Annotated in this window: 22 protein-coding genes and 4 pseudogenes; 18 read left to right on the forward strand and 8 right to left on the reverse strand. The window is 63.7% G+C overall.

Translation table 11 applies throughout. The features are described from left to right. Window positions 1-322 precede the first annotated feature (322 nt). Complete coding sequence (locus tag FOZ76_RS23155) at window positions 323-772, reverse strand: MerR family transcriptional regulator (protein ID WP_143950608.1); 450 nt, start codon at window positions 770-772, stop codon at window positions 323-325. 80 nt (window positions 773-852) lie between these two features. Between FOZ76_RS23155 and FOZ76_RS23160 the strand changes: the two are divergent. After that, window positions 853-1,155, forward strand: a pseudogene (locus FOZ76_RS23160) (DUF2938 family protein); the annotation flags it as partial. Next, window positions 1,152-1,940, forward strand: a complete 789-nt coding sequence (locus FOZ76_RS23165; RefSeq protein ID WP_143950610.1) for a class I SAM-dependent methyltransferase — start codon at window positions 1,152-1,154, stop codon at window positions 1,938-1,940. The pseudogene FOZ76_RS23160 and the gene FOZ76_RS23165, both read left to right, overlap by 4 nt. Window positions 1,941-2,021: 81 nt before the next feature. Here FOZ76_RS23165 and FOZ76_RS23170 read toward each other — a convergent pair whose 3' ends face one another. Further along, window positions 2,022-2,963 (reverse strand): AraC family transcriptional regulator, encoded by a 942-nt coding sequence (locus tag FOZ76_RS23170; protein ID WP_246129718.1) that lies wholly within the window; start codon window positions 2,961-2,963, stop codon window positions 2,022-2,024. A gap of 204 nt (window positions 2,964-3,167) precedes the next feature. On the opposite strand from FOZ76_RS23170, the gene FOZ76_RS23175 reads away from it, so the two are divergent. The 5 genes from FOZ76_RS23175 (at window position 3,168) to FOZ76_RS23190 (ending at window position 7,128) form a co-directional block, all read left to right on the forward strand. Further along, the gene (locus FOZ76_RS23175) at window positions 3,168-4,502 is read left to right on the forward strand and encodes an aldehyde dehydrogenase family protein (RefSeq protein WP_143950611.1); all 1,335 of its coding nucleotides are present in this window, start codon (window positions 3,168-3,170) and stop codon (window positions 4,500-4,502) included. An 86-nt stretch (window positions 4,503-4,588) separates the two neighbouring features. Then, the gene (locus FOZ76_RS23180; protein ID WP_143950612.1) at window positions 4,589-5,434 is read left to right on the forward strand and encodes an oxidoreductase; all 846 of its coding nucleotides are present in this window, start codon (window positions 4,589-4,591) and stop codon (window positions 5,432-5,434) included. Window positions 5,435-5,543: 109 nt separating this feature from the next. Further along, on the forward strand, window positions 5,544-5,681 hold the full coding sequence (locus FOZ76_RS27625) for a hypothetical protein (protein ID WP_170235585.1): 138 nt from the start codon (window positions 5,544-5,546) through the stop codon (window positions 5,679-5,681). Between the two features lie 108 nt (window positions 5,682-5,789). Next, on the forward strand, window positions 5,790-6,326 hold the full coding sequence (locus FOZ76_RS23185) for a TetR/AcrR family transcriptional regulator (protein ID WP_246129719.1): 537 nt from the start codon (window positions 5,790-5,792) through the stop codon (window positions 6,324-6,326). A 64-nt stretch (window positions 6,327-6,390) separates the two neighbouring features. Further along, window positions 6,391-7,128 (forward strand): SDR family NAD(P)-dependent oxidoreductase, encoded by a 738-nt coding sequence (locus FOZ76_RS23190; protein ID WP_211366422.1) that lies wholly within the window; start codon window positions 6,391-6,393, stop codon window positions 7,126-7,128. A 68-nt stretch (window positions 7,129-7,196) separates the two neighbouring features. On the opposite strand, the pseudogene FOZ76_RS27755 reads toward FOZ76_RS23190, so the two are convergent. Continuing rightward, window positions 7,197-7,292: pseudogene (locus tag FOZ76_RS27755) on the reverse strand (cyclase family protein); the annotation flags it as partial. Between FOZ76_RS27755 and FOZ76_RS28055 the strand changes: the two are divergent. Continuing rightward, window positions 7,293-7,466: pseudogene (locus FOZ76_RS28055) on the forward strand (LysR family transcriptional regulator); the annotation flags it as partial. Between the two features lie 28 nt (window positions 7,467-7,494). Here the strand turns inward: FOZ76_RS28055 and FOZ76_RS23200 are convergent. After that, window positions 7,495-8,403: a LysR family transcriptional regulator gene (locus FOZ76_RS23200; protein WP_170235586.1), complete on the reverse strand. Its 909-nt coding sequence runs from the start codon at window positions 8,401-8,403 to the stop codon at window positions 7,495-7,497. 127 nt (window positions 8,404-8,530) lie between these two features. Between FOZ76_RS23200 and FOZ76_RS23205 the strand changes: the two genes are divergently transcribed. From FOZ76_RS23205 to FOZ76_RS23230, 6 genes are read left to right on the forward strand one after another with little or no spacing between them, the layout of a single operon-like run. Next, entirely contained in the window at window positions 8,531-8,977 is a 447-nt protein-coding gene (locus tag FOZ76_RS23205) for a nuclear transport factor 2 family protein (RefSeq protein WP_170235587.1), read from the forward strand. Between the two features lie 16 nt (window positions 8,978-8,993). Continuing rightward, window positions 8,994-10,172 (forward strand): iron-containing alcohol dehydrogenase family protein, encoded by a 1,179-nt coding sequence (locus FOZ76_RS23210; RefSeq protein ID WP_143950616.1) that lies wholly within the window; start codon window positions 8,994-8,996, stop codon window positions 10,170-10,172. A 40-nt stretch (window positions 10,173-10,212) separates the two neighbouring features. Beyond that, window positions 10,213-11,136, forward strand: coding sequence for a TauD/TfdA dioxygenase family protein (locus FOZ76_RS23215; protein WP_143950617.1), 924 nt, complete (start codon window positions 10,213-10,215; stop codon window positions 11,134-11,136). After that, the gene (locus FOZ76_RS23220) at window positions 11,133-12,380 is read left to right on the forward strand and encodes an alpha-hydroxy acid oxidase (protein ID WP_143950725.1); all 1,248 of its coding nucleotides are present in this window, start codon (window positions 11,133-11,135) and stop codon (window positions 12,378-12,380) included. Before FOZ76_RS23215 ends, FOZ76_RS23220 begins: the two co-directional genes overlap by 4 nt. After that, complete coding sequence (locus FOZ76_RS23225; protein ID WP_170235588.1) at window positions 12,361-13,377, forward strand: Bug family tripartite tricarboxylate transporter substrate binding protein; 1,017 nt, start codon at window positions 12,361-12,363, stop codon at window positions 13,375-13,377. Before FOZ76_RS23220 ends, FOZ76_RS23225 begins: the two co-directional genes overlap by 20 nt. A gap of 31 nt (window positions 13,378-13,408) precedes the next feature. Next, window positions 13,409-14,245: a fumarylacetoacetate hydrolase family protein gene (locus FOZ76_RS23230; RefSeq protein WP_246129720.1), complete on the forward strand. Its 837-nt coding sequence runs from the start codon at window positions 13,409-13,411 to the stop codon at window positions 14,243-14,245. Between the two features lie 70 nt (window positions 14,246-14,315). Here the strand turns inward: FOZ76_RS23230 and FOZ76_RS23235 are convergent. Next, a pseudogene (locus FOZ76_RS23235) lies at window positions 14,316-15,042 on the reverse strand (helix-turn-helix transcriptional regulator). Window positions 15,043-15,140: 98 nt separating this feature from the next. Here FOZ76_RS23235 and FOZ76_RS23240 point away from each other — a divergent pair. Next, window positions 15,141-15,887, forward strand: coding sequence for an SDR family oxidoreductase (locus FOZ76_RS23240; RefSeq protein WP_143950619.1), 747 nt, complete (start codon window positions 15,141-15,143; stop codon window positions 15,885-15,887). A gap of 73 nt (window positions 15,888-15,960) precedes the next feature. Here the strand turns inward: FOZ76_RS23240 and FOZ76_RS23245 are convergent, their stop codons facing one another. Then, entirely contained in the window at window positions 15,961-16,806 is an 846-nt protein-coding gene (locus FOZ76_RS23245) for an aldo/keto reductase (protein WP_143950620.1), read from the reverse strand. A 728-nt stretch (window positions 16,807-17,534) separates the two neighbouring features. Between FOZ76_RS23245 and FOZ76_RS23250 the strand changes: the two genes are divergently transcribed. Beyond that, window positions 17,535-18,314, forward strand: a complete 780-nt coding sequence (locus FOZ76_RS23250) for an acetoin reductase (protein ID WP_143950621.1) — start codon at window positions 17,535-17,537, stop codon at window positions 18,312-18,314. Window positions 18,315-18,352: 38 nt separating this feature from the next. After that, window positions 18,353-20,080 (forward strand): ubiquinone-dependent pyruvate dehydrogenase, encoded by a 1,728-nt coding sequence (gene poxB, locus FOZ76_RS23255; RefSeq protein ID WP_143950622.1) that lies wholly within the window; start codon window positions 18,353-18,355, stop codon window positions 20,078-20,080. Between the two features lie 66 nt (window positions 20,081-20,146). On the opposite strand, the gene FOZ76_RS23260 is transcribed toward poxB, so the two are convergent. Then, on the reverse strand, window positions 20,147-21,067 hold the full coding sequence (locus FOZ76_RS23260; RefSeq protein ID WP_143950623.1) for an NAD(P)/FAD-dependent oxidoreductase: 921 nt from the start codon (window positions 21,065-21,067) through the stop codon (window positions 20,147-20,149). A 2-nt stretch (window positions 21,068-21,069) separates the two neighbouring features. Further along, window positions 21,070-21,513: an Rrf2 family transcriptional regulator gene (locus tag FOZ76_RS23265; RefSeq protein ID WP_143950624.1), complete on the reverse strand. Its 444-nt coding sequence runs from the start codon at window positions 21,511-21,513 to the stop codon at window positions 21,070-21,072. A gap of 7 nt (window positions 21,514-21,520) precedes the next feature. Here FOZ76_RS23265 and FOZ76_RS23270 point away from each other — a divergent pair, with 7 nt between their 5' ends. Further along, window positions 21,521-22,987: an MFS transporter gene (locus tag FOZ76_RS23270; RefSeq protein WP_246129721.1), complete on the forward strand. Its 1,467-nt coding sequence runs from the start codon at window positions 21,521-21,523 to the stop codon at window positions 22,985-22,987. Window positions 22,988-23,003 lie beyond the last annotated feature (16 nt).

Consider the following 23,003-nt stretch of genomic DNA (forward strand, 5'->3'; position numbering starts at 1 on the left):
CTGGGTGTCCCCGGCCAAGGATACATGGCTGGTCGCGCTGTCGTGCTTCGCATCGAGCCGCCAGCGGCGTCTCGCCCCTGACGGGCTTTCCTCGTTCCCTCGCTCCGCTCGGCTGACGCCTCGGGCCCGGCTTCCAGATCCGGGCTTGCGCGCTTTGCTTGCCGTGTGGTCGGCATCTAGGAATCCGGTGTGTAGTGTGAACAGCATAGCTCTCTTTGTCAGGAGGAGGACCATGCAACTCGCATCCCGTTTCGCTTCCCGGTCCCCGTCGCTGCATTCGACCAGGCAGCAACGCCGCGGGCTACCAAGATTCTGACGGCCTTCAGCTCAGTTGGAGGCTTTTGGCATGGCGCTTGACGACCTTCGGCGCCGCCGCACCTGGCTTCAACCGGCCTGCGGCAGCGGCCTTGAGCAGCCGCTGGAATGTCGGGCATTGCGCATGATGGGCGGCGGGGCATGCGGCGGCATGGCGCAGTCCCTGGCTCATCGTGCGTAGACGTTTGATGGTCGCGTCAATTTCATCGGCCTTCGCCGACAGCATCTTTCTGTCCACTTGCACAGCGCCATCGGGAGAGAGCATGGCGTGGATTTCGTCCAGTGAGAGGCCCCCGGCCTGCCCCAGCGCGATCAGCGCCAATTGGTCGAGCACGTCCGGTGCAAAGTGCCGCCAGCCACCTGCCGCGCGGGTTGCCGAGATCAGCTCCTTCTTCTCATAGAACCGTAGCGTGGAGGCTGGCAGGCCGGTGCGCTTGGCGACTTCGGAAATGTCCATCGCATATCTCTTGACTTGAAGTTGACTTCAACTTTTACCATGCCATTGAGACTTGATTGGAACAATCGCAAAGGAACAGGGAGCGGCCGCTGGGCTGGGCGGTTCACTACGCCACCGGCATCGCCTTCGCGGTGCTGATGGTGGCGATGCAGGGCTTGGCCTGGCTGCGAGCCCCCGCCTTCTTGCCTGCCGTGGCAGTGGGCATGGCGACCGTTGTTGTGCCGCTGTTCGTCATGCAGCCCGCTATGGGGGCGGGGTTCGCGGCATCGAAGACGCCCACGCCGTTGAGGAACTGCCTGCGCAGCCTGGTGACGCATGCCGTATTCGGAGTGGGGCTTTATCTTTCGGCCACGTTGATCGAACTGTTTGGGGGCTTGATATGAAGACTGATCAAATCCATTTTCACGATGGGGCGGCGTACGAGCGCTACATGGGAAAGTGGAGCCAGCTTGCGGGGAAAACTTTCCTTGACTGGCTCGACCCGGAATTGGGGCAGCGATGGCTGGACGTTGGCTGCGGCAATGGCGCCTTCACCGAGATGCTCATCGGGCGCTGTCATCCGGCGTCGGTGCGTGGCGTAGACCCTTCCGAGGAGCAGCTTGCCTACGCGCGCATGCGACCTGCGCTTCGCACCGTACAGTTCCGCCAAGGGGATGCAATGGTGCTGCCTTACCCCGACAGCACGTTCGATGTTGCTGTCATGCCCTTGGTGATTTTCTTCGTTCCCGATCCGGCCAAAGGCGTTGCCGAAATGAAACGAGTGGTCCGCCCTGGCGGGGCCGTTGCCGCGTACGCCTGGGACATGATGGGAGGCGGCTTTCCATATGAAGCGTTGCTGGCGGAAATCCGCCGGCTTGGCATTGCGGTCCCGGCGCCGCCAAGCCCCGAGGCGTCGCGCAGAGACGTCATGCGGGATTTGTGGGCTGGCGCTGGCCTGGATGCGATTGAAACGTGCGAAATCGAGGTGTGCCGCACGTTCAGCGGCTTTGACGACTTCTGGGCGACGGCCTTCGGAGCGCCGAGCGTCGGGCCGACGCTCGCAACGATGGCGGCCGAGGATCTTGCCGTTCTCAAGGCACGCATGCGCACGCGCCTACCGGCAGAGGTTTCTGGCCATATCACTTGCAGCGCCCGCGCCAATGCGGTGAAAGGTCGTGTTCCGAAATAGCCCCATCACCGGTGTCGAAGAGACGACACGGGACGCGGCCTGCAGGATGGCGGCGACCAGTTCGGTCGAGCGCCACATCGGTTAGTGCGTGGCTGCAACCCCTTCCAGTTGCGTGGGCGGCAAGAGCGAGAAGGCGGCTCTCATTTCCCGCGCTTCTTCTCCAGGACTGCGACCGAACAATCGCTTGAACTCCCTGTTGAACTGGGAAGGACTCTCGTAGCCGACACCTGCAGCGGCGGCCGCAGCCGTAAGGTCATCGCGGATCATCAGCAATCTGGCTTGGTGCAATCTCACCGACTTGATGTATTGGATGGGCGATGTTTTGGCGAAGGCCTTGAAATGCCCATGAAAGGTCGGCACGCTCAGGCCCGCTTCGCGGGCCAGCAGGCCGACATCCAGCGGCTGGGCATAGTCATTGTGGATGCGTCGTAGTGCACGGGAGATGCGGCCGAAATTGCCGAAATTGGCCAGTGCCGCTCGAATTGCACCTCCTCGTTCACCGACCAGCACGCGAAAACACAACTCGCGCACAATGCCCGGCCCCAGCACCTTCGCTTCTACCGGCGAGGACAAAGCTCGCAACAGGCGTAAGGTCGTGTCGGCCAGCGTCGCATCCAGCGGTGTGGACACGATGCCTTCAGGCGCCGTGACCGTGCTCGTCTCATGGTTGTCCAACTCCAAGACGAGATCGGCCACTGCCGCCATATCCAACCGGACCGAAACCGCCAGCAGCGGCTCCTCGGTGCTGGCCTCGGTTTCCGACGAGAACGGCAGCGGCACCGACAGCACCAAGTAATGCTGCGAGTCGTAGTGGTAGACCCGGTCGGCCAGGTAGCCGCGCTTGTGGCCTTGGCACACGATCACGATGCTGGGCTCGTAGAGTACCGGCGTGCGGGCGAGTGGCCGGTCTGCACGCATGAACCGAACGCCATCGAGCAGCGATCGGGTGTAGCCCTCATGCGGTGCGAGCTGTTTCAGAAGCCTGGCCATCTGCTGTTGCATTGGCGGAATGTGCTCGTCCATGTGCGCTGGCGTGTAAAAAATAATAGGCAATCATTTTGCCTGAAATCAGTGAAAAATAGAGTGAAATCTGAGGAATAGGCAATGATGGCATAGGAATGAGTCTATCCGGACAGGCGTGGCAAGCCCAGAATTTCATCCTGTAGCCAGCCCCGAAGTGGGGTTGTCCCATGCCAAGCCAAGGCAACCCAACAGGAGAAATTTCTCATGCCGAATGAAGCCGATATCACGCGCGTCTTTGAACTACAAAAGCGCAATGCCTGGAAGCTCAAGCGGAGCAACTCAGCGACCCGGAAAGCCAAGCTCGTGCGCCTGCGTGATCGCCTGATGCAGGTGGGAGGGGAGGTTTCCGAGGCCCTGTATCAAGACATGGCGCGCCCGAGGACGGCGATGCCCTTCGATGTCCAGAACGCCATCGACACCGCGAACGAAGCCATCGAACATCTCGAACAGTGGATGGCCCCTACGCCCGTTGCCGCGAAGAGCACCGATGCCGACGTCAATGCCTACGTCCACTACGAAGCCCGCGGGGTCGTCCTGATCGTCGGCCCGTGGAATTTCCCCTTCCACCTCTGCTTCGAGCCGCTGATCTATGCCGTCGCGGCGGGGAACAGCGCCATCGTCAAACCGTCCGAATTGACTCCGGCAACCAGCGCCATCGTCACCCGCATCATCCGGGAATTGTTCGACGAATCCGAAGTTGCCGTCTTCGAGGGCGGCGCGGAAGTCGCCGGCTTGCTGCTCGACAAGCCGTTCGACCACATTTTCCTGACTGGCAGCCCCAAGGTAGGAAGGATCGTGATGGCCGCGGCGGCGAGGAATCTGGCCTCTGTCACCCTCGAACTGGGCGGCAAGAACCCGGCGATCATCGATCGAAACGCTGACCTCGACAAAGCGGCCTACGAAATCATGCTCTCCCGGATCATGAACGCCGGGCAGGTCTGCCTGTCCATCGACTACGTCATGGCGCCTTCGGCATCCGTCGATCTGCTCGCAACCAAAATGGTCGACGCGGTCAAGGGCTTGGTCTACACGGATGGTCGTTTCGATGCCGCCAAACAGGGGCGCTTCGTCAACCGGAACAATTTCGACCGTGTTCGCCGCTACGTGGACGACGCGGTTGCCCTGGGCGCGCGCGTCATCCTGGGGGGTGGCTCGAATGCCGACGAACTCACGATGGAACCCACGATCTTGGCCGATGTGCCTCCGAATGCCGAGATCATGCATGAAGAAATATTCGGGCCGGTCGTGGTCATTGTTCCGTACGACACCCTCCAGGACGCCATCGACTTCGTGCGGTCGAACGGCAAGCCGCTCGGCTCTTTCATCTTCTCGCACGACCCGGCATTCATCCAGGACGTCCTTCAGCAGACCAGCTCCGGCGGGGTGTCCGTCAATGTCTGGGGTGAGCACTATTTCGACGGCCGGCTTCCCTTCGGCGGCGTCAATGGTAGCGGCGTCGGACGCTACCACTCGGTCTATGGCTTCCGCGAGTTCTCCCATGAACGTGCTGTCTTCGCCCGCGGAGTCAAGGCTGCTTGACGTTCCACATCGGCTGAGTGGTGGGGGCATCAAGTTCATCTTGGTGCGCAACGATGAAGTAATCATTCCATTTGGAGATTCAATCAATGAGTAGCAAGACTTGGCTAATTACCGGCGCGGCCCGTGGCCTGGGCGCCCAGATCACACGAGCCGCGCTCGCGGCTGGCGACAACGTCGTGGCCACAGCGCGCAGCGTGGAAGCCGCCCGTGGGGCTTTTGCGGCACACACCGACCGGCTTCTGATCCAGCCGTTGGACGTGACCGACCCCGCTGGGCCGCAAGCCGTCGTAGACGCGGCAATCGCGCGTTTCGGCGCCATCGACGTGCTGGTGAACAATGCCGGCTACGGCCAGCTCGGTATTTTCGAGGAGTCTTCCGATGAAGACGTGAAGCGCCAATTCGACACCAACGTGTTCGGCTTGGCGCGAATGACGCGCGCGGTACTGCCGGCGATGCGCAGCCGGCGTTCCGGCCACATCATCAACATCAGCTCAATCGCCGGCGTGGTCGGTTTCGACTTGTGCACGCTCTATGGCATGTCCAAGTTCGCGGTGGAAGGGTTCAGCGTTAACCTGGCACGAGATCTTGGTCCCTTGGGCATCCACGTCACCGTGGTGGAGCCTGGCTATTTCCGCACCGACTTCCTGGATGCCAGCTCCGCGCGTTTTGCCGGCAACCCTATCGACGATTACGCGGAAGTCCGTAGCAGGACCGAGGCTGCTTACAGGGAATACAACCACCAGCAGCCTGGCGATCCGGCCAAGCTCGGACCTGCGATCGTGCAACTGGCGAGTACGAAAACGCCACCGTTGCACTTGCTGCTTGGCTCCGATGCCGTCGAGGTGGTTCGTAAAGGCATGACGGAACGCTTGGCGGAGATCCAGGCGTGGGAAAGCCTGTCGGTTTCCACGGATCACGACGACGTCGCGTAGTCACGGGTTCGTCGAGAGTCGCGGCTCGCCATGGCCGCGCCTGGAAGCCGGCCGTGGCCGTCCACGCAGCTCCCCGGCCAAGACCCGGCTGAGGCGGAACACCTCGGTCATGGAGCCGATCTATGACACGGCCACGGGCAAGTTTCTGCTGATCCCGTACATGCTGGAGGTGCTCATGGCCGGGGATCGGGGATTCAGGAAGACGAAAGTGGCCAAGGCTACCGCTAAGGCGGCTGAGGACAATTGAGGAAGATGGTGATCGAGAATTATTGACAAGTCTGTCCAGAATATCTATCGTCTGTGCATTATGGCGAGACCAAGAGAATTCAATCGGGAAGAGGCTCTAGACCGCGCGATGCGCGTGTTCTGGGAAAAGGGCTATGCCGCGACTTCGACGGACGAATTGCTGAGTGCGATGAACATCGGTCGGCAAAGTCTGTACAACGCCTTCGGTGACAAGCGCCGCATCTATCTGGAAGCGCTAGAGCGCTATCAGTCGATGACCGTCTCCCGCCACATCGACAACCTGAATGGCCCGGCCTCGCCGCTTGCCGGGTTGAAGGCACTGCTGCTCGGAATGATCCCGGAGAAGAATGGCGGTGATCCGCAAGGCTGCATGGGCGTCCATGCGATCTGCGAGTTTGGTGACGAGGATCGGGAACTGGCGGCCGTGCATGGCCGTACAGCTCCCGCACTGGGCAGGCATTTGCTTGCTCGCATCCAAGAAGGACAGGACGCCGGCGAACTCGATATGCAGATGGATGCGCGTGAGGCGATGTCGTTCGTCCAGATAGCGATGCAGGGAATGCAGGTCGCTAACCGTGCCGGCGTGAAATCGAAGGAGCTGCGGTCGATGGCGAATTTCGTCATCGATCGCTTGCGGGCACGCTGACGGCTTTTTTCGAGGCTCTTTTTTTTGCCTAGTTGTTGACTGATCAATCAAGAAAGGAACTGAAATGACTGAGAACCAGCAGAAACGGAAGCGGGCGATTGTGTTCGGCGGTTCGCGCGGCATTGGCGCCGCCATTGCACGCCGGCTTGCGCGGGACGGTGCGGAGGTGGCATTGACTTACGTCTCGGCACCGCAGCACGCGGCGGAAACGGTTGCGGCGATCGAGGCTGACGGCGGGGTCGCACTGGCCATCAAGGCGGACAGCGCCAACGCCGACGAGATACGGCAAGCGGTCGCTCAGGCGGTCAGTCGATTCGGTGGCTTCGACATCGCAGTCGTCAACGCGGGAATCATCAAGGTCGGGGACTTTTCCACGTTCAGCATCGAGGATCTCGACCATATGCTGGACATCAACGTGCGAGGCGTGTTCGTCGCAATCCAGGCTGCAGCCGAGCACATGGAGAGTGGCGGGCGCATCGTGACCATCGGCAGCAACGCGGCGGTGCGAAGCGGATATCCCGGCGCCAGCGTGTATTCGATGACGAAGGGCGCTGTGGCAGTCATGGTGAAGGGCATCGCCATCGACCTGGCGCCGCGCGGAATCACGGTCAACAACGTGCAGCCGGGGCCGACGGCTACGGATATGACGGCTGGACAGATTGACTACATTCGATCACTGGTGCCGTTGCAGCGCGTGGCGGAGCCTGACGAAATCGCCGGTCTGGTCTCCTATCTGACAAGTGCGGAATCGGCGTACATGACCGGCTCCAGCCTGACGATAGACGGCGGCTCGGCGTTGTAGCGTCTGGCTGCTGATTCTGGAGCGGTTTGGGTACGCAGTCGTGAACTGCGCACCCAGGCTTGAGACCCTCACCGAATGGCCACGGGGTTGATGTTGACCTGGGCGGAGCCGACGTACAGCGGCTGGCCGAGCACGAACAGGAACTCCCAAGCCTTGTCGAACACTTCATGAGGCGGCAGGATCGCCAGGAGGGGCGGCTGGTCCAGCTTCTTGCTCGGCAGGCCCTCGATGTACGGCAGTCCATCAACGCGGTCTACTATCGCAATACGGCGCTGTCCTCGCGCATCACTTCCTTCGTCGATTACGTGGCGCAGCGGTTGGGCCGGCGCGCGTTCGAGGAATGTCAGCAGGGGCCGGGCAACCCCCTCAATCACTCGCCGCCCACGACGGCGGCGAGCGAGCCCAGTCCTTCAAGAAATCCAATAAATGCCGCACACGCGCCGGCATATTGCGCCGCGTCGAAAACACCACGCTGATCGCCATAGGCTCGGGCACCTCGTGCGGCAATAGAACCTCCAGTTGCCCCTTGGCAATGTCGTCCTCCACCATGTAGCTGGGGTGCACGGAAATGCCTCTTCCCAGCAGGGCCGCCTGCTTGAGGGCATCGCCCATGTTGGATCGGATGGTGCCGTGCACGCGCACTTCCTGCGGCGGGTCTCCCTCGAAGCGCCAGATGCCCGAGTGCGACTTGACGGTATGGACGAGGCAGTTGTGGCGCGCCAGGTCGGCGACGCTCCTGGGGCGTCCGTAGGTCTTGAGGTATTTGGGGGCCGCCACGATCAACTGGGGCGATCTCATCAGCGGCTGGGCCACATAGCTCGCGTCCTCCAGTGAGGGGGCGATGCGGATGGACAGGTCCAGCGCCTCGGCGACGATGTCGGAGCGCCCGTCGTCGTACACCACCGTCACTTCGATGTCCGGGTAGCGCTGTGTGAACTGGGCCATGACCTGCATGAGGTGATGGGCGCCGAAAGAAGGCGGTGTGCCGACGCGTATCGTGCCGCGGGGCAGTTTTACGGCGTCCCGGACTTCGGACTCCATGGCGTCGTAGCGCTCGAGCATGTCTCGCGAGCCATGCAGCACACGTTCGCCGGCTTCGGTGAGGGCGACTTGCTTGGAGCTTCGTTTCAGCAATTGCGCGCCCATGTCCTGCTCCAGCGCGGCAATGCTCTTTGTCACGGTGCTTTTCGCGAGCGACAGGTGCATGGCCGCACGGACGAAGCTGCCGCAGCGCGCCACTTCGCAGAACACCCTCAGGCTTTGCAGTTTGTCCACGGCATCCGGTTTCCTGTTTGGAAACCTTGGATTGTCATTCCGATGAGCCCGGACGGCAAGCGCACTCCTACACTTTCCGATGTGCCGGCAGTCATCGCGGCACATGGATTTCCAGGAGAGATGCCCTTTGACACCACCCGAGCTGTCCAGCCCTGCCGCATTGCTGTCCGCGTTGACGCAAGCTCTGCATGGTGTCTTTCGCCATCTGGACGCGCGACGCTATGACGCAGTGCTGACGTGCTTCACGCCCGACGCCCGCTGGCTGCGTCAGGGCAAGTGGCTGCACGGGCGCCAGGCGATCGGAGCCGCATTGCAGGAGCGCGCTTCCGACGTGGAAACCTGCCATGTGATGAGCAATGCGTTCGTCATCGCTTGCGACGTTCGTACCGCCACGCTGGAAGCCTACATGACAGCCTATCGATATCCGTGCGCAGGGGAGGGCGAGGGCGTTCCCGTGATCGCAGGGCCGCTGCGCGTCAATCATGTGATCACTGTCTTCGAGCGGCAGGAGGGCGCTGACTGGCTCATCGCGGAGCAGCGCCTTCTGCCGCTCGTCGCCTTTCAAGACACATAAGCGGGCAAAGCCTGAGATGACGACCAGCGCATTTTCTCTGCCACAAGAACCTTTCGTGCAGCGCAGCCCAGCCTCTCGGCTCGTGATGGGTCGCGGTGTCGTAGGTGCGCTGGCCGGGGAATTGACCACGCTCGGCGTGTCGCGTCCCATGGTGCTGGCTGGGGCCCGGACCCGACAGTCGTCGCTCTTTGCCTCGGTCGCGCAGGCGCTGGGCAGCGTGCCCTGGGTGGATACCGCTGCGGTGCCGTCGCATTCGAGGGTGGACCTGGTGGAGTCGCTGACCGTCGAGGCCCGCGCCCGTGATGTCGACGGCTTCGTATCGGTGGGTGGTGGCAGCGCCGTGGATACGGCCAAAGCCATTGCCATCCTGTTGGCCGAAGGCGGGCGGCTGGCCGATCATGCCGTGCACTTCACGCCGCCTGCCACGCTCCGTGCGCCCTCGCTGCGCGCGCCGAAGCTGCCCATTGTGGCGATCCCCAGTACGGCGTCGGGCGCGGAGGTGACGGGCAGCGTGGGCATTCGCGATGCCAGCGGCGCCAAGTTGATCCTGTCGGACCCGCAGGTGGCCGCGCGGCTGGTGCTGCTGGACGCGCACGCCGGTCTGCAGGTGTCGGCATCCGTACTCTGCAGCACAGCGATGAATGCGCTCGCCCACGGCATCGAGGGCCTGTATTCGCGCGAGAGAACGCCGATGGCCGAAACGCATGCGCTCGAGTCGCTGGCCCGCCTGGCGCAGGCCATCCCGGCGGTAAGCCACAACCACCAGGACGAGAACGCGAGGGCGCAACTCCTGTATGCCGCGCATCTGGCGGGCCTCGTCCTCGTCAACGCCCGCACGTGTCTGCATCACGCGCTGTGTCATGTGATCGGCTCGGTGACGGGGGCTGCGCATGGCGAGGCCAACGCGGTGATGTTGCCGCACTGCGTGGCATTCAACGCCGAGGCGGCCGCGGCGCCGTTGGCGCGGGCGGCCCAGGCTGTGGGCGCGCCGGGCGGCCCTGAGGCGCTGGTGGGCTTCATCCGCGCACTGCAGACGATGGCTCGCGTGCCGCGTCGCCTTCGCGACATCGGCGTGCCGCACGCCGCCTTGGACACTATCGCGCACAAGGCCATGCATGAGCGCGGCCTCCACTACAACCCCCGTCCCGTCACCGGCAGCAGCGACGTTCTCGCCTTGCTGGAGGCGGCGTATTGAGCATCAGCGTTTTCCAGCCGTCGGACCCAAGGATCTACCCATGCCTCTGAACATCATTCCATCCGGCCAGACGCTCGGCGCGCGTGTCGAGGGCCTGGATCTGTCTCGGCCCATCGGCGAGGACGACTTCACGTCGCTGCTGCAGGCGCTTGGCCGCTACGGGGTGCTCAGTTATCCCGATCAGCAGCTCACGGCCGAGCAGTTGCGCGCGTTCTCGCGCCGGTTCGGCGAGCTGGAGGTCAACGTCGCGGGCGCCTACCAGGAGCCCGGCCTGCCTGAAGTGATGGTGCTGTCCAACATCGTCGAGAACGGTAAACCGGTGGGGTTGGCCGACGCGGGTCAGGACTGGCACACCGACATGTCCTACAACCGCATGATCGCCTTCACCAACATTCTGTACGGCATGCGGATTCCCATGCGCGATGGGAAGCCGTTGGGCAACACCGAGTTCTGCAACATGCATGCGGCCTACGAGGACTTGCCGGCGCAGCTCAAGCAGCGGCTCGACGGAATGACCGTGGAGCACGACTTCAACAAGTTCTGGGAGATGATGCGCCGAGAGCGGGGCAGCCAGCGCCCGCCGCTCACGCCGGAGCAGCGCGCGGCGCGCCCGCCGGTCTCGCATCCGCTGTTTCTTCGGCATCCCATCACGGGCCGCAGAGTGCTGTACTGCAATCCCGGCTATGCGGTTCGCATCAACGAACTGGATGTAGCGGAAAGCGACGCGATGCTCGAGTTCCTGTTCGCGCATCAGACGCAACCCAAGTACCGATATGCCCACCGCTGGCAGGTCAACGACGTCCTCATGTGGGACAACATGGGGACGATCCACAACGCCAAGCCGGACTATCGCGCGGACGAGCCGCGACTGATCAAGCGCTGCCAGGTGATGGCCACGCGCTTCTTTCACGGCGATGGAACGCCCCGCGTCAAGTGCGCTCAGGCCGAGGGGCAATCGGCGTGACGTCAGCGCCGGCCCGCCGCCCGCGCCGCGTCGGCGATTGCCATTCGATCGCGGATTTGCGCTCGCTCGCCCAGCGGCGTCTGCCGCGCGCCGTCTTCGACTTTTACGACGGCGGCGCGGAGGACGAGCGCACCCTGGCCGCGAATCGCAGCGCGTTCGCATCGCATCGGTTTGCGCCTCACGTGCTGATGGACGTGGCGCAGGTGTCGACGGCGTGTGAGCTGGTGGGCGGCCCCGCAGGCATGCCGGCCGCCATCGCGCCGACCGGGGCCGCCGGCTTTGGCTGGCGGACCGCCGATCTGGCGCTGGCCAAGGCCGCGGCCGAGCATGGCATTCCCTACACGCTGTCCAGCAGCGCGACGACCGCGATCGAAACCATCGCGCGCGAGGCCCCCGGGCGTCATTGGTTCCAGGCCTACGTCCTGCGCGACCAGGTTTTTTTCTGGAAGCTCATCGAGCGTGCGCTCGCAGCGGATTACGAGGCCCTGGTGATCACGGTCGACTTGCCCGTGGGCGGCAAGCGCGAGCGGGACTTCCACAATCATTTCTCCATCCCGTTCCGCTTCTCGGCGCGCAACGTGATGGATTTCGCAAGCCGGCCGGCCTGGGCCCTGGACATGTTGTTCAAGGGCATGCCGGTCATGGAGAACCTGCGCGGGCTCGAGACGACGGCCAAGAGCGCGACGGCCATCGCCTCCTCGGTGGGTCGCAGTTATGACCCGAGTTTCGACCATCACCGTCTTGCCCGCGTGCGTGATCGCTGGCCCCGCAAACTGATCGTCAAAGGCTTGAGCCGCGGCGACGATGTCGAGCGCCTCGTCGCCATGGGCGTGGATGCCATCGTCGTGTCCAACCACGGCGGCCGCCAGCTCGACGGTGCGGTTGCCACCCTGGATGCATTGCCCGAGGTGGTCCAGGCCGCCGCGGGACGGGTGCCCGTGCTCGTGGATGGCGGCGTGCGGCGTGGTAGCGATATCGCCATGGCGCTGGCGCTGGGCGCACAGGGCGTGCTGCTTGGGCGCGCCACGCTGTTTGGGGCCGTTGCTGCAGGCGAGCCCGGGGCGCGACGCGCACTGGCCATCCTCCATGACGAATTGCAGCGCACGCAAAGACTCTGCGGCGTCGGCAACGTCACGGATTTCACCGACGACATTCTGCGCAAGCCGCCGGCATGGTCGTTCCACAAGAAGCAGAAACCGCCACTTTCGGTATGGAGACAACATCATGACCTTTCCAACACCTAGCCGCCGCCGCTTCGTGCGGCTCAGCGCGATCTGTGCCTTTGGTCTCGCGGGGCTCGCCGCCACCGCCGCGCCTGTATGGGCGCAGGACGCGGCAAAGTATCCCGAGCGACCCGTGCGCCTCGTCGTGGGGTATGCGCCGGGCGGCCCGACCGACATACTGGCCCGCGTGATCGGCCAGGAAATGGGCGATGCACTGGGTCAGCCGCTGGTGATCGAGAACAAGCCCGGCGCCAATGGCAACATCGGCACGGAGACCGTGCAGCGCGCTGCGCCCGATGGCTACAGCATTCTGATGAACACCATTTCGCACAACGTGAATCCGCTGTTGCAGCCGAACCTCGTGCGATACGACCCCATCAAGGACTTCACACCCATCGCCCAGGTCGCCGTGCTGCCTCAGGTCATCGTGGTTGGGCCCGCGTCTGCCTACAAGGATTTGGGCGAGCTTCTGGCCAAAGCCAAGTCCAACCCGGGCGAGGTGAGCTTTGGCTCGGCAGGCAACGGAGGCTCGGCACATCTGGCCGCGGCGCTGCTGCAGCAGCGCTCCGGCACGCAGATGAACCACATTCCGTTTCGCGGCAACGGCCCGGCGTTGACCGAAGTCATCGCCGGACGCGTGGACTTCATGTTCTATCCCATGATCGGACTGAACGAGCTGGTGACGGGCGGCAAGCTGCGCGTGCTGGCCGTCACGACCGCCGAGCGGATGCCTGAGTATCCAGACGTGCCGACCACCTCGGAGCTCGGCTTCACCGGGTTCGAGGACTATGCCCAGCCCATCGGATTCATCGGGCCGGCCGGGCTTCCCAAGGATGTGACGAGCAAGTTGCAGGCGTCCATCGAGAGTGCGCTGGACAAGTCCGAGGTGCAGTCGCGTCTGAAGTCGCTCGGCGCCGAGCTGACCTTCCGCTCTGCCGAGGATTACACGACGTGGCTCACGCAGGACCGCGAACGTTGGGCCGATCTGATCAAGTCGGCCGACATCCGCGCGGAGTGACCCGGACCCCCGGGGCATTCGATTCCATGTCATGGCATCCCTGCCGGAGCGGGGCGCCTCACCAATCCGGGAGGGGCAATACATGCGTTGGTTGCGCTTTTCGCTGCCGGGCCAGGACATCCTGCGCTACGGCCTGCTCGATGACGAAGACCGCATCACCGAGATCCAGGGAGCGCCGTGGGAGACCTACGCCAAGACTGCGAGCCGCCATGCCCTGGCCGACGTGAAGACGGAGGTGCCGCTCATTCCGCGCACCTTCTACGCGGCCGGCTTGAATTACGTGAAACACATCCGGGAATACGCTGCGCAGACCGGCAAAGAGATCAATGTGCCCGCGCAGGCGGACATAGGCTATCGCGCGGTGAATGCGCTGATTGCCGATGGCGAGGATGTCATCATTCCCGTAGGTGCTACCCAGGTCGAATACGAGGGCGAGCTGGTGGTGGTGATCGGCAAACGCGCACGCCATGTCTCAAAGGAAGAGGCGTTGCAATGTGTGTTTGGCTACACCATCGGCAATGACGTCAGCGAGCGTGTCTGGCAGGCCTCGGATCGCACGTTCTGGCGCTGCAAGAACAGCGACACGTTCAAGCCGATGGGGCCGTGGATCGATACGGAATTCGATCTGTCCGGTGCCGAAACCGTCGTGAGCGTGAACGACGCAGTGACGACGCGCTTCGATACCGGCGACATGCTATTCGACATTCCCACCTTCATCAGCCGGATGTCGCAGAACCTGACACTGTATCCGGGCGATGTGATCTGGATGGGGACGGACGGCCACTCGCCGCATTTGCGGGATGGCGACCGGGTGCGGGTGGAGATCACGGGCCTGGGGGCATTGCAGAACAGATTCGTTCGCGCGTAGCGGGCGCCTGTACCCCAGCGGCCATTGCCGAAGTGCAAGCCGAGCTGCCGCGTACGTCGTTTGTGTTCCTCTACGAGCGGTGCGATGTTGCGTAGCGCCTCGGCGGCAGCCCCACATGACGAGTGAACGCGACACTGAAGGTATTCGCAGAACGGTAGCCGATGCGCTCTGCGACCTCAGCGATGCCGCACGCGTTCCGCCGCAGCAGGTTCTTGGCCAATGCCATGCGCCAAGCCAATAGGTACTCCATCGGGGCCGTTCCTACGATGCGGCTGAATCGTTCGAAGAATGCCGAGCGCGAAAGGGCAGCCTCTTTCGCCAGTTGGGCCACAGTCCATGGCCTGGCTGGATGCTCGTGCATCCGTCGTATTGCGATCGCGAGACGCTCGTCGGCCAGTCCGCGCATGAGACCCGATGACGCGGCGGCTCCGGCTGTGGAGCGGAGCGCTTCGACAAAAAGCACCTCCAGCAAATGAGACAGGATGACATCGCGAGCGGGCCGATGCGCGCTGCATTCTTCGCCCACCATGTGGACAAGGGTAGCCAGCCGCTTCTCGCCGCGGACAAGAACGAGCTGGGGAAGGAGTGATACCAGCAAGGCCGCATCAGGCGCACCGAAGACGCAGTAGCCGACCAGAAACCGAACCTCAGGCGGTCCACTCTGAATGCCCAGCCTGAACTCGCCATCGGCCGGGTTCGGTGCGCCGAACGCGCCAGGCACCCGCACCACTGACGACCTTCGAGAACGGAGCGCCGGGCTGAAGCAGCATGACCACTTCGGCTAGCGGATCGATCATGGATGGACTCACAGAACAATAATATGGACTTTCTATTGTAGTAAGTCCTGTCCGTGCAGCCTATCGTTTCGATATTGCAACCACTTACTGGAATTCCCATGCAAACCGTCTTGATCACCGGCTGCTCATCCGGGTTCGGCCTCGAAACCGCCAAATACTTTCTCGACCGCGGCTGGAAGGTGGTTGCCACGATGCGCACACCGCGCGAGGATTTGCTTCCCCGCTCCGAGCATTTGCGAGTGCTTGCCCTCGATGTCACAAACTCGGAGCGCATTCGTCAGGCCGTGCAAGAGGCGGGGCCGGTGGACGTATTGGTCAACAACGCGGGGATTGGCCTATTGAATGCCCTTGAAGGCACACCGATGGACACGGTGCGCGAGGTCTTCGAGACGAACACTCTCGGCACAATAGCGATGACCCAAGCAGTGCTGCCGCAGTTCAGGGAACGCAAGAGCGGTGTCATCGTGAACGTCACGTCGATCGTGACGTTGACGTCCTTGCCTATGCTTTCCGTGTACACCGCCAGCAAGGCGGCGGTCAACGCATTCACCGAATCGCTTGCGCTGGAACTCCAGCAGTTCAATGTGCGTGTGAATCTGGTATTGCCGGGACGAGCGTCGGAGACACGTTTCGGTGAAAACGCACGGTCTCGCATGGGAGCTGTCCCCGATCCCTACGCCGACTTGGCGCAGAGCATCTTCGCGGGATGGGCGCAGTCGTCCGAGCCAGGTACCCAGGCATCGGACGTGGCGGAGACTGTGTGGCGCGCGGCAAATGACTCGTCATGCCCAATCCGCCAACCTGCCGGTGCGGATGCGCTGGCCACCACGGGTCAATTTCCATAAGGACGCGAGCCGCCATGGGCGGTTCCTTCACAGTACGGATTGACGCTGGGTGAACGGGGGAAGCGGCCAACGATCAGAATTCTTCGTAGCGCGCCGGGTCCTGGTCGAAGGTGCGCCCGTCAGGCCGGGCGAGCGTCGCGATGGTTGCCATGTCATCGGGCGCGAGTTCGAAATCGAAGACCGAAAGGTTCTCGATTTGGCGCGCCTTGTTGGCCGCCTTGGGCAGGGGAACCGCGCCCAACTGCACGTGCCAGTGCAGGATCACCTGGACGACCGAGCGGCCAATGCGCTCGGCAATGGTCCGGATCGGCGCTTCCTGCAGCAGGTGGTTCGCACGGCCGAGCGGGCTCCAGGATTCGGTGACGATGCCATGGGCCTTGTCGAAGGCGCGCTGCTCGGCCTGGGGGAAGTAGGGGTGGAGTTCCACCTGGTTCACCGCGGGCGCTACACCGGTCTCGCGCATGATCCGTTCCAGATGCGCGGGCAGGAAGTTGCACACGCCGATGGAGCGGACCAGCCCGCGCTTGCGCGCTTCGATCAAGGCATGCCAGGCCTCGACATATAGCCCCTTGCTCGGGTTGGGCCAGTGGATCAGGTACAGGTCGTAGTAGTCGAGTTGCGCTCGGTAGAGCGACTCTTCGATCGTGGCAATAGCCTCGTCGAACTGGTGGTGGCGGCCCGGCAACTTGGAGGTGACGCGCAGTTCTTCGCGTGAAACGCCCGCCTTGCGGATCGCAGCGCCGAGCGCGCCCTCGTTCTCGTAGTTGAAGGCCGAGTCGAGCAGGCGGTAGCCGCATTCGATGGCCGCAGCCATGTCTTCCATGCCGTTGGAACCATTGAGTTTGTACGTGCCGAAACCCAGCGTTGGAAGGCAGATGCCATCGTTCAACGTGACTGAAGGAATGGATCGGTAAGTCATCAGAAACTCCTCGATGTTGAAAGCACGAGGCGCTGGCGCCCTGTTTGCGCAGCTCCATGCGCCAGGACAGGAGGGCGAGGCCAAGCGCCACGATGGCCAGTACCGCCCCGATCCAAAGCAGGTCCGCATAGGCCGTGCTGAAGGTCAGGCCCAGCCCCCCGATCCAGGCGCCTGTGGCGTTGCCGAAGTTGCAGGCCCCTGGATGAGGGTGGATGCAAGATTGGAAGCTTCCGCTGCCTGGTCGACCACGCGCGACTGCAGCGGTGCGATCAATGCGAAGGAAACCATGCCCCGGATCCGCTGCGTGGTGGCCGCGGGCACGCGGCAGCGCCGGACAGCGTGAACAGGCACAGGCCCGAGACGCAGCCCAGCCCGCGGGATCGAGACGGCGAGGCTCCGACGCGACGCCAGGCAGCAGGTCCATGACCACATACTCGGTCGTGCCGGTGCGGAAGGAGGCCGCAGCCACTGCCAGCATAGGCTTGCTGACCGTCGATTGCGTCGAATACAGTCTTGACGGCTTGTGAAACGTCACCCTGGCAGACCACGTCGATGAAAGCGCGAAGCGGACGGAATTCCATATTGGAATTATATCGAGTCAATTAATTCGCTTTCATAATGTCGCGGCACAACATAACCTTCATGCCATAAGGTCAAGTTTCTGAGTCGCAGTGCTCTCGGTCCATTGAAGCACCTTTCCATTGAGGAACCTTTACAGGAGTACTGCCATGTCAGTCAAAGGAAAAGTCATTCTGGTCACCGGCGCAGGCCAGGGCATCGGTCGCGGCATCGCGCTGCGGCTGGCACAAGACGGCGCGGATCTCGCGCTGGTCGACATCAAGGCCGATACGATCGCGGCAGTGTGCGAGGAGGTCGAGTCGCTCGGCCGCAAGGCCACGACTTTCGTCGCCGACGTGAGCCAACGCGCCCAGGTGCATGCCGCAGTCGACCACGCGGAAGACGCGCTGGGCGGCTTCGACGTCATCGTCAACAACGCCGGCATCGCACAGGTCAAGCCCATTGCCGACGTGCTCCCCGAAGATCTTGAGCGCATCTTCCGCGTCAACGTCGACAGCGTGGTGTGGGGCACCCAGGCCGCCGCCGCGAAGTTCAAGGCTCGCGGGCACAAGGGCAAGGTCATCAATGCCTCGTCCATCGCGGGCCACGACGGCTTCGCGCTGCTCGGCGTGTATTCCGCGACCAAGTTCGCCGTGCGCGCACTGACGCAGGCAGCGGCCAAGGAATACGCGAGCGCTGGCATCACCGTGAACGCCTACTGCCCCGGCATCGTCGGCACCTCCATGTGGGTCGAGATCGACGAGCGCTTCGCCGAACTCACCGGTGCGCCCAAGGGCGAGACGTACAGGAAGTACGTAGACGGTATCGCGCTCGGTCGTGCCCAGACCCCCGAGGACGTCGCGGCCCTGGTCGTCTTCCTCGCCAGCAGCGATGCAGACTACATCACCGGCCAGGCCATCCTGACCGATGGCGGCATCGTCTACCGTTGATTCCGCAGATCTGTCCGGATCACTTGAGGAGAGTATCCATGGCCAAGCCAACCATCGCCGACCTGATTGCCGGCACCTTGAACGACGTCGGCGTGCAGCGCATCTGGGGTGTGACCGGCGACAGCCTCAACGGCCTGGGCGACAGCCTGCGCCGGCTGGGCCGCATTGCATGGATGCCGGTTCGTCACGAGGAGGTGGCCGCCTTCGCGGCCGGCGCCGAGGCGGCAGCCACCGGCCAACTGGCGGTGTGCGCGGGTAGCTGCGGGCCGGGCAACCTGCACCTGATCAACGGGCTGTTCGACTGCCACCGCAATCACGTACCCGTGCTCGCCATCGCCGCGCACATCCCTTCGTCCGAGATCGGCCTGGGCTACTTCCAGGAGACGCATCCGCAGGAGCTGTTCCGCGAGTGCAGTCACTACGTTGAACTGGTCACCAGCGCCGAGCAACTGCCGCGCGTGCTGGAGACGGCCATCCGCACCGCCATCGGCAAGCGAGGCGTCGCGGTGCTCGTGCTGCCCGGCGACGTGGCGCTGCAGCCGGCACCGGCCGGCGCTGCGATCCGCTGGGCGCCCACGTCGCCGCCAAGCCTGGTGCCCGCGCCGCAGGACATCGATCGTCTGCTCGAGATGCTCGATACTTCCAAGGCCGTGACCCTGTTGTGCGGAAGCGGCTGTGCGGGAGCCCATGACGAGGTGATGGCCCTGGCCGATGCGCTGGCCGCGCCGGTGGTGCATGCGCTGCGCGGCAAGGAGCATGTGGAATGGGACAACCCCTTCGACGTGGGCATGACGGGTCTGATCGGCTTCTCGTCCGGCTACCACGCCATGCTCGACTGCGACACGCTGGTCATGCTGGGTACCGATTTTCCCTATCGCAACTTCTATCCGACCGATGCGAACGTCGTGCAGATCGACATCCGCCCCGAGGCCATCGGCAAGCGCACGCCAGTCGACCTCGGCTTGGCGGGAGACGTCAAATCAACCATTGGCGCGCTGCTGCCGCGCCTGCGGCATCGTGGCGACCGTAGCTTTCTCGAACGCGCCCGGGCGCATTACGCCACCGCCCGCGCCGACCTGGACGAACTCGCGCACCCCAAGGTCGGCGACCGGCGTATTCATGCGCAGCACCTGGCCCGCGTGGTCAGCGAACTCGCCGACGCAGATGCCGTCTTCACCGCCGATGTCGGCACGCCCACGGTGTGGGCGGCACGCTATCTGAGCATGAACGGTAAGCGCCGTTTGATCGGCTCGTTCAATCACGGCTCGATGGCCAACGCGATGCCTCAGGCGCTGGGCGCCCAGGCCGCCTGCCCCGGGCGTCAGGTGATCTCGCTGTCGGGCGACGGGGGCTTCACCATGCTGATGGGTGACATCCTGTCGCTGAAGCAGTTGAAGCTGCCTGTGAAGATCATCCTGTTCAACAACGGCTCGCTCGGCTTCGTGGCCATGGAGATGAAGGCGGCGGGCTACCTGGACACCGGCACCGACCTCGAGAATCCGAACTTCGCGGCCATGGCCGAGGCGGTCGGCATCCGCGGCATCCGCGTCGAGGACCCGGCTGCGCTGGAGGAGGGCGTCCGGGCGGTGCTGGCCCATGACGGGCCGGCGCTGCTCGACGTGGTGACGGCCAAGCAGGAACTCGTCCTGCCGCCCAAGATCCAGCTCGAACAGGCCAAAGGCTTCAGCCTGTTCCTGCTGAAGGCGATCATCAGTGGGCGTGGCGACGAGGTGGTCGAGCTGGCCCGGACCAATTTTCTGCGGTGATGCGGGTCACGCGGGCAGACTCGGGGCAGCGGCGGGTAGCTGACTCGCCGGGGGCCGGGGTCGCAATCATCGAGTGCCGACTGCGTCTCGCACGGGTTGGACGGTCTCGGGCCAGAGCAGCGAACGGTGCACATGGGCGCCTGCCATCGCGCCATTGCCCACGGCGAGCGACACCGAATGAGGTGCCCGGGCCACATCTCCGCAGGCGAATATCCCGGGCACCGAGGTTTTGCTCTCGGCATCGGTGCGCACCTGAACGCCCATGGGTGTTGCTTCCAGCGCGCAGCCCATCGCTTCGGCCAGAGAGTTGGGAGCCGTGCGCGGCGCTGTGAACAGGCCGGCAAAGCGCAGCAGCCGCCCATCGGCCATCACGACATCGGCATGCCCTTCGATCCTGTCGACGGGTGTTTCCTCGATCGTCACGCCGCGTCGCTCCAAGGTGGACCTGGCGTCTCGATTCAGTTCTACCGCTCCGTTGACGAGCAGGCTCACGTCGCCCCAATCGGTGAGCAGTTCGGCCTGATGGATGGACATCGGGCCGGTGCCGATGATGCCGATGCGGCCCCGGCCGATTTCGTAGCCGTGGCAATACGGGCAATGGAAGACTGCCTTGCCCCAGCGCTCGGCCAATCCAGTGACGGGAGGAAGCTGGTCGAGCACGCCGGTGGCCAGCAGCACGCGGCGGCCTCGATGCGATTCACCATCGGCGGTTGTGACGGTGAAGCTGTCCACTTGCCCTGAAACGGCTTCGACTCGGCCCTCCAGCCAAGACAGCGTCGGATAGGCTTCGAGCTGGCGGCGCGAGCTCGCCGCGATCTCGTCGGGCGGGACGCCATCCTGACCGAGAAACCCGTGCGAATGGCTGGCGAAGCGGTTGCGCCGCTCGCCCGCATCGATCACGAGCACGGACCTGCGCGCCCGCACCACTTGCAGGGCCGCGGCCATTCCCGCATAGCTTCCACCGATAACGATGGCGTCGTAGTGCATGGTCAACTCCTTTTGCGTCGTGCGGCCGCGTGGCGGCGCGCAAAATCGGCGGCCAGATCGGCAAGGGTGATTTCCGAGAACCGCTTCAGCAGCAGCGCCTCGGCCTCGGCAAACGTGCCTTCGAGCGCGGCATTCACCGATTGCTCGACCAGGCACGCCGGGGTTTCGTTGCGGTTGCCGATGGCAAACATTGCCGGCTCTCCCAGTGCCTCGTGCAACCGGCGCAAGGTGAGGGAGCCGAGGTCGGCATGGATGCGCCATCCGCCCGCATGGCCGCGATCGGACGTGACGATGCCGGCCTCCCGCAGGTAGCCCATGGTGCGCCGGACAACGACGGGGTTGGTGCCCAAGCATTGGGCCAGGGTTTCGGAGGTGACGGGTCCTTCCTGCTCGGCCATGTGCAGCAGCGCATGCAAGACGGACGATAGGCGGCTATCACGTTTCATGTAACTAATGATGTTCTATTTGAGGCCGCGTGTCAAGACAGAGTTACCCGCCAAAGGCGCGGTCGTCCGGCTGCGCACATCCGACCGACCGAAGCCGGTCCGCAGCCGCCCCTGTCAAGCGCTTGCACTCGCACGTGACGAAGGCCGGCGCCAGACGGGGTTGGGATACTATGAAAAGCGGAAGAGAAGACTCGACGGTCCAATGCGATCATCCTCCATCTTCTCGTTCATACAACAAGAACGACCCAGAGACTTCATGAAAACCAACCCCCCTACTTGGCTCGTGCCTGTAGTGGCAATCTTTACCCTGCAGACCATCTCGGCGTTTCTGTCCCGGCTCATTCCCATCGTAGCGCCTGCAATGTCCGACGAGTTCGGCTGGAGCGGCAGTTCCATTGGTTACCTGACCGCGAGCAACGCGGTCGGCGGGCTTGCCGTTCTCGTCGCGGGCTCGGCGCTGCTCAGGCAAATCGGCGGCATGCGCATGCTGCAGCTCACGTTGCTCCTGGGCGCTGCCTGCGTGGTGTTCTTCCTGTATCCGAGCCTGGTCCTGGTCCTGTTTGCCTGCTTCGTCATGGGCATGAGCAACGGTGCGGCGAACCCGGCCGGCAGCGAAGTTCTGCAAAAATTCTCGCCACCGGGCAAGCGCAATCTCATCTTCTCGATCAAACAGGCCGGGGTTCCCCTCGGCGGCATGGTGGCCGGGCTGCTCATCCCCCTGGTGATCGTGCTGGCCGGATGGCGCATCGCCCTGTTCGTCTGTGCGCTTGTCGTATTGCTGCCCACTCTGCTGACCTGGCGGCTGAGTCCCGCCCTGGATGGAACGGCCGGGAAGAAGGGCCGCCTGTTCGCCGTTCCGACCCGGGAGTCGCTGCGCATGCTTCGCGTGCCCCTGGCTGCGCTGGCGGACAACCCCGGCCTGCTGAAGATGTCGGTCGTGGGCAGCCTGTTCGCCGCCTCGCAGAGTTGCTGGTTCGCCTTCACCGTCATTTATCTGGTCGACAGGCTGGGGTTCTCCTTGAGCCTGGCTGGCGCCGTGTTCGCCGTGATGCAGGTGGGAGGCGTGATCGGCCGCGTTGCGTTGGGATGGTTGTCCGATCAACTGGGCTCGGCTACCGCGACTTTGTCCATCGCTGCCATCCTCTCGGCTGCAAGCACGGCGCTGCTGGGGGTGACCAGCACGCAATGGCCTTTGTGGGCCATCGTCCTGCTGGCATTCGTCGCCGGCTGTTCGGCCGCAGGTTGGAATGGGGTGCAGATTGCCGAAGTGGCCCGGCGTTCGCCCCCGCGCCTGATTGCCGAGACGGCTGCGGGCGCGGGCATCCTCGTCAGCCTGGTGAACATCGCCGCTCCCACGGCTTTCGCGCTGTTCATCACGGCCACCGGACACTACGACTACGCCTTCATCTGCGCCGGCGCGTGCTCGTTGTTCGTGCTCGCCTTTCTACCGCGGGAACGGTGCGGCGCCTCCTGAATGTTTGCTGTCGTGA

Origin of the sequence: Verticiella sediminum, assembly GCF_007558815.1 — a bacterium.
Lineage (GTDB): Bacteria > Pseudomonadota > Gammaproteobacteria > Burkholderiales > Burkholderiaceae_B > Verticiella > Verticiella sediminum.

What these genes read in the sequence shown, in the direction of transcription:
- FOZ76_RS23225 (WP_170235588.1), top strand. Translation starts at nt 12,361, where the DNA reads ATGACCTTTCCAACACCTAGCCGCCGCCGCTTCGTGCGGCTCAGCGCG.
- FOZ76_RS23155 (WP_143950608.1), bottom strand. Translation starts at nt 772, where the DNA reads ATGGACATTTCCGAAGTCGCCAAGCGCACCGGCCTGCCAGCCTCCACG.
- FOZ76_RS23260 (WP_143950623.1), bottom strand. Translation starts at nt 21,067, where the DNA reads ATGCACTACGACGCCATCGTTATCGGTGGAAGCTATGCGGGAATGGCC.
- FOZ76_RS27625 (WP_170235585.1), top strand. Translation starts at nt 5,544, where the DNA reads ATGGAGCCGATCTATGACACGGCCACGGGCAAGTTTCTGCTGATCCCG.
- FOZ76_RS23170 (WP_246129718.1), bottom strand. Translation starts at nt 2,963, where the DNA reads ATGGACGAGCACATTCCGCCAATGCAACAGCAGATGGCCAGGCTTCTG.
- poxB (WP_143950622.1), top strand. Translation starts at nt 18,353, where the DNA reads ATGGCCAAGCCAACCATCGCCGACCTGATTGCCGGCACCTTGAACGAC.
- FOZ76_RS23210 (WP_143950616.1), top strand. Translation starts at nt 8,994, where the DNA reads ATGACGACCAGCGCATTTTCTCTGCCACAAGAACCTTTCGTGCAGCGC.
- FOZ76_RS23230 (WP_246129720.1), top strand. Translation starts at nt 13,409, where the DNA reads ATGGCATCCCTGCCGGAGCGGGGCGCCTCACCAATCCGGGAGGGGCAA.
- FOZ76_RS23245 (WP_143950620.1), bottom strand. Translation starts at nt 16,806, where the DNA reads ATGACTTACCGATCCATTCCTTCAGTCACGTTGAACGATGGCATCTGC.
- FOZ76_RS23265 (WP_143950624.1), bottom strand. Translation starts at nt 21,513, where the DNA reads ATGAAACGTGATAGCCGCCTATCGTCCGTCTTGCATGCGCTGCTGCAC.
- FOZ76_RS23270 (WP_246129721.1), top strand. Translation starts at nt 21,521, where the DNA reads ATGATGTTCTATTTGAGGCCGCGTGTCAAGACAGAGTTACCCGCCAAA.
- FOZ76_RS23165 (WP_143950610.1), top strand. Translation starts at nt 1,152, where the DNA reads ATGAAGACTGATCAAATCCATTTTCACGATGGGGCGGCGTACGAGCGC.
- FOZ76_RS23240 (WP_143950619.1), top strand. Translation starts at nt 15,141, where the DNA reads ATGCAAACCGTCTTGATCACCGGCTGCTCATCCGGGTTCGGCCTCGAA.
- FOZ76_RS23215 (WP_143950617.1), top strand. Translation starts at nt 10,213, where the DNA reads ATGCCTCTGAACATCATTCCATCCGGCCAGACGCTCGGCGCGCGTGTC.
- FOZ76_RS23175 (WP_143950611.1), top strand. Translation starts at nt 3,168, where the DNA reads ATGCCGAATGAAGCCGATATCACGCGCGTCTTTGAACTACAAAAGCGC.
- FOZ76_RS23180 (WP_143950612.1), top strand. Translation starts at nt 4,589, where the DNA reads ATGAGTAGCAAGACTTGGCTAATTACCGGCGCGGCCCGTGGCCTGGGC.
- FOZ76_RS23250 (WP_143950621.1), top strand. Translation starts at nt 17,535, where the DNA reads ATGTCAGTCAAAGGAAAAGTCATTCTGGTCACCGGCGCAGGCCAGGGC.
- FOZ76_RS23185 (WP_246129719.1), top strand. Translation starts at nt 5,790, where the DNA reads ATGCGCGTGTTCTGGGAAAAGGGCTATGCCGCGACTTCGACGGACGAA.
- FOZ76_RS23190 (WP_211366422.1), top strand. Translation starts at nt 6,391, where the DNA reads ATGACTGAGAACCAGCAGAAACGGAAGCGGGCGATTGTGTTCGGCGGT.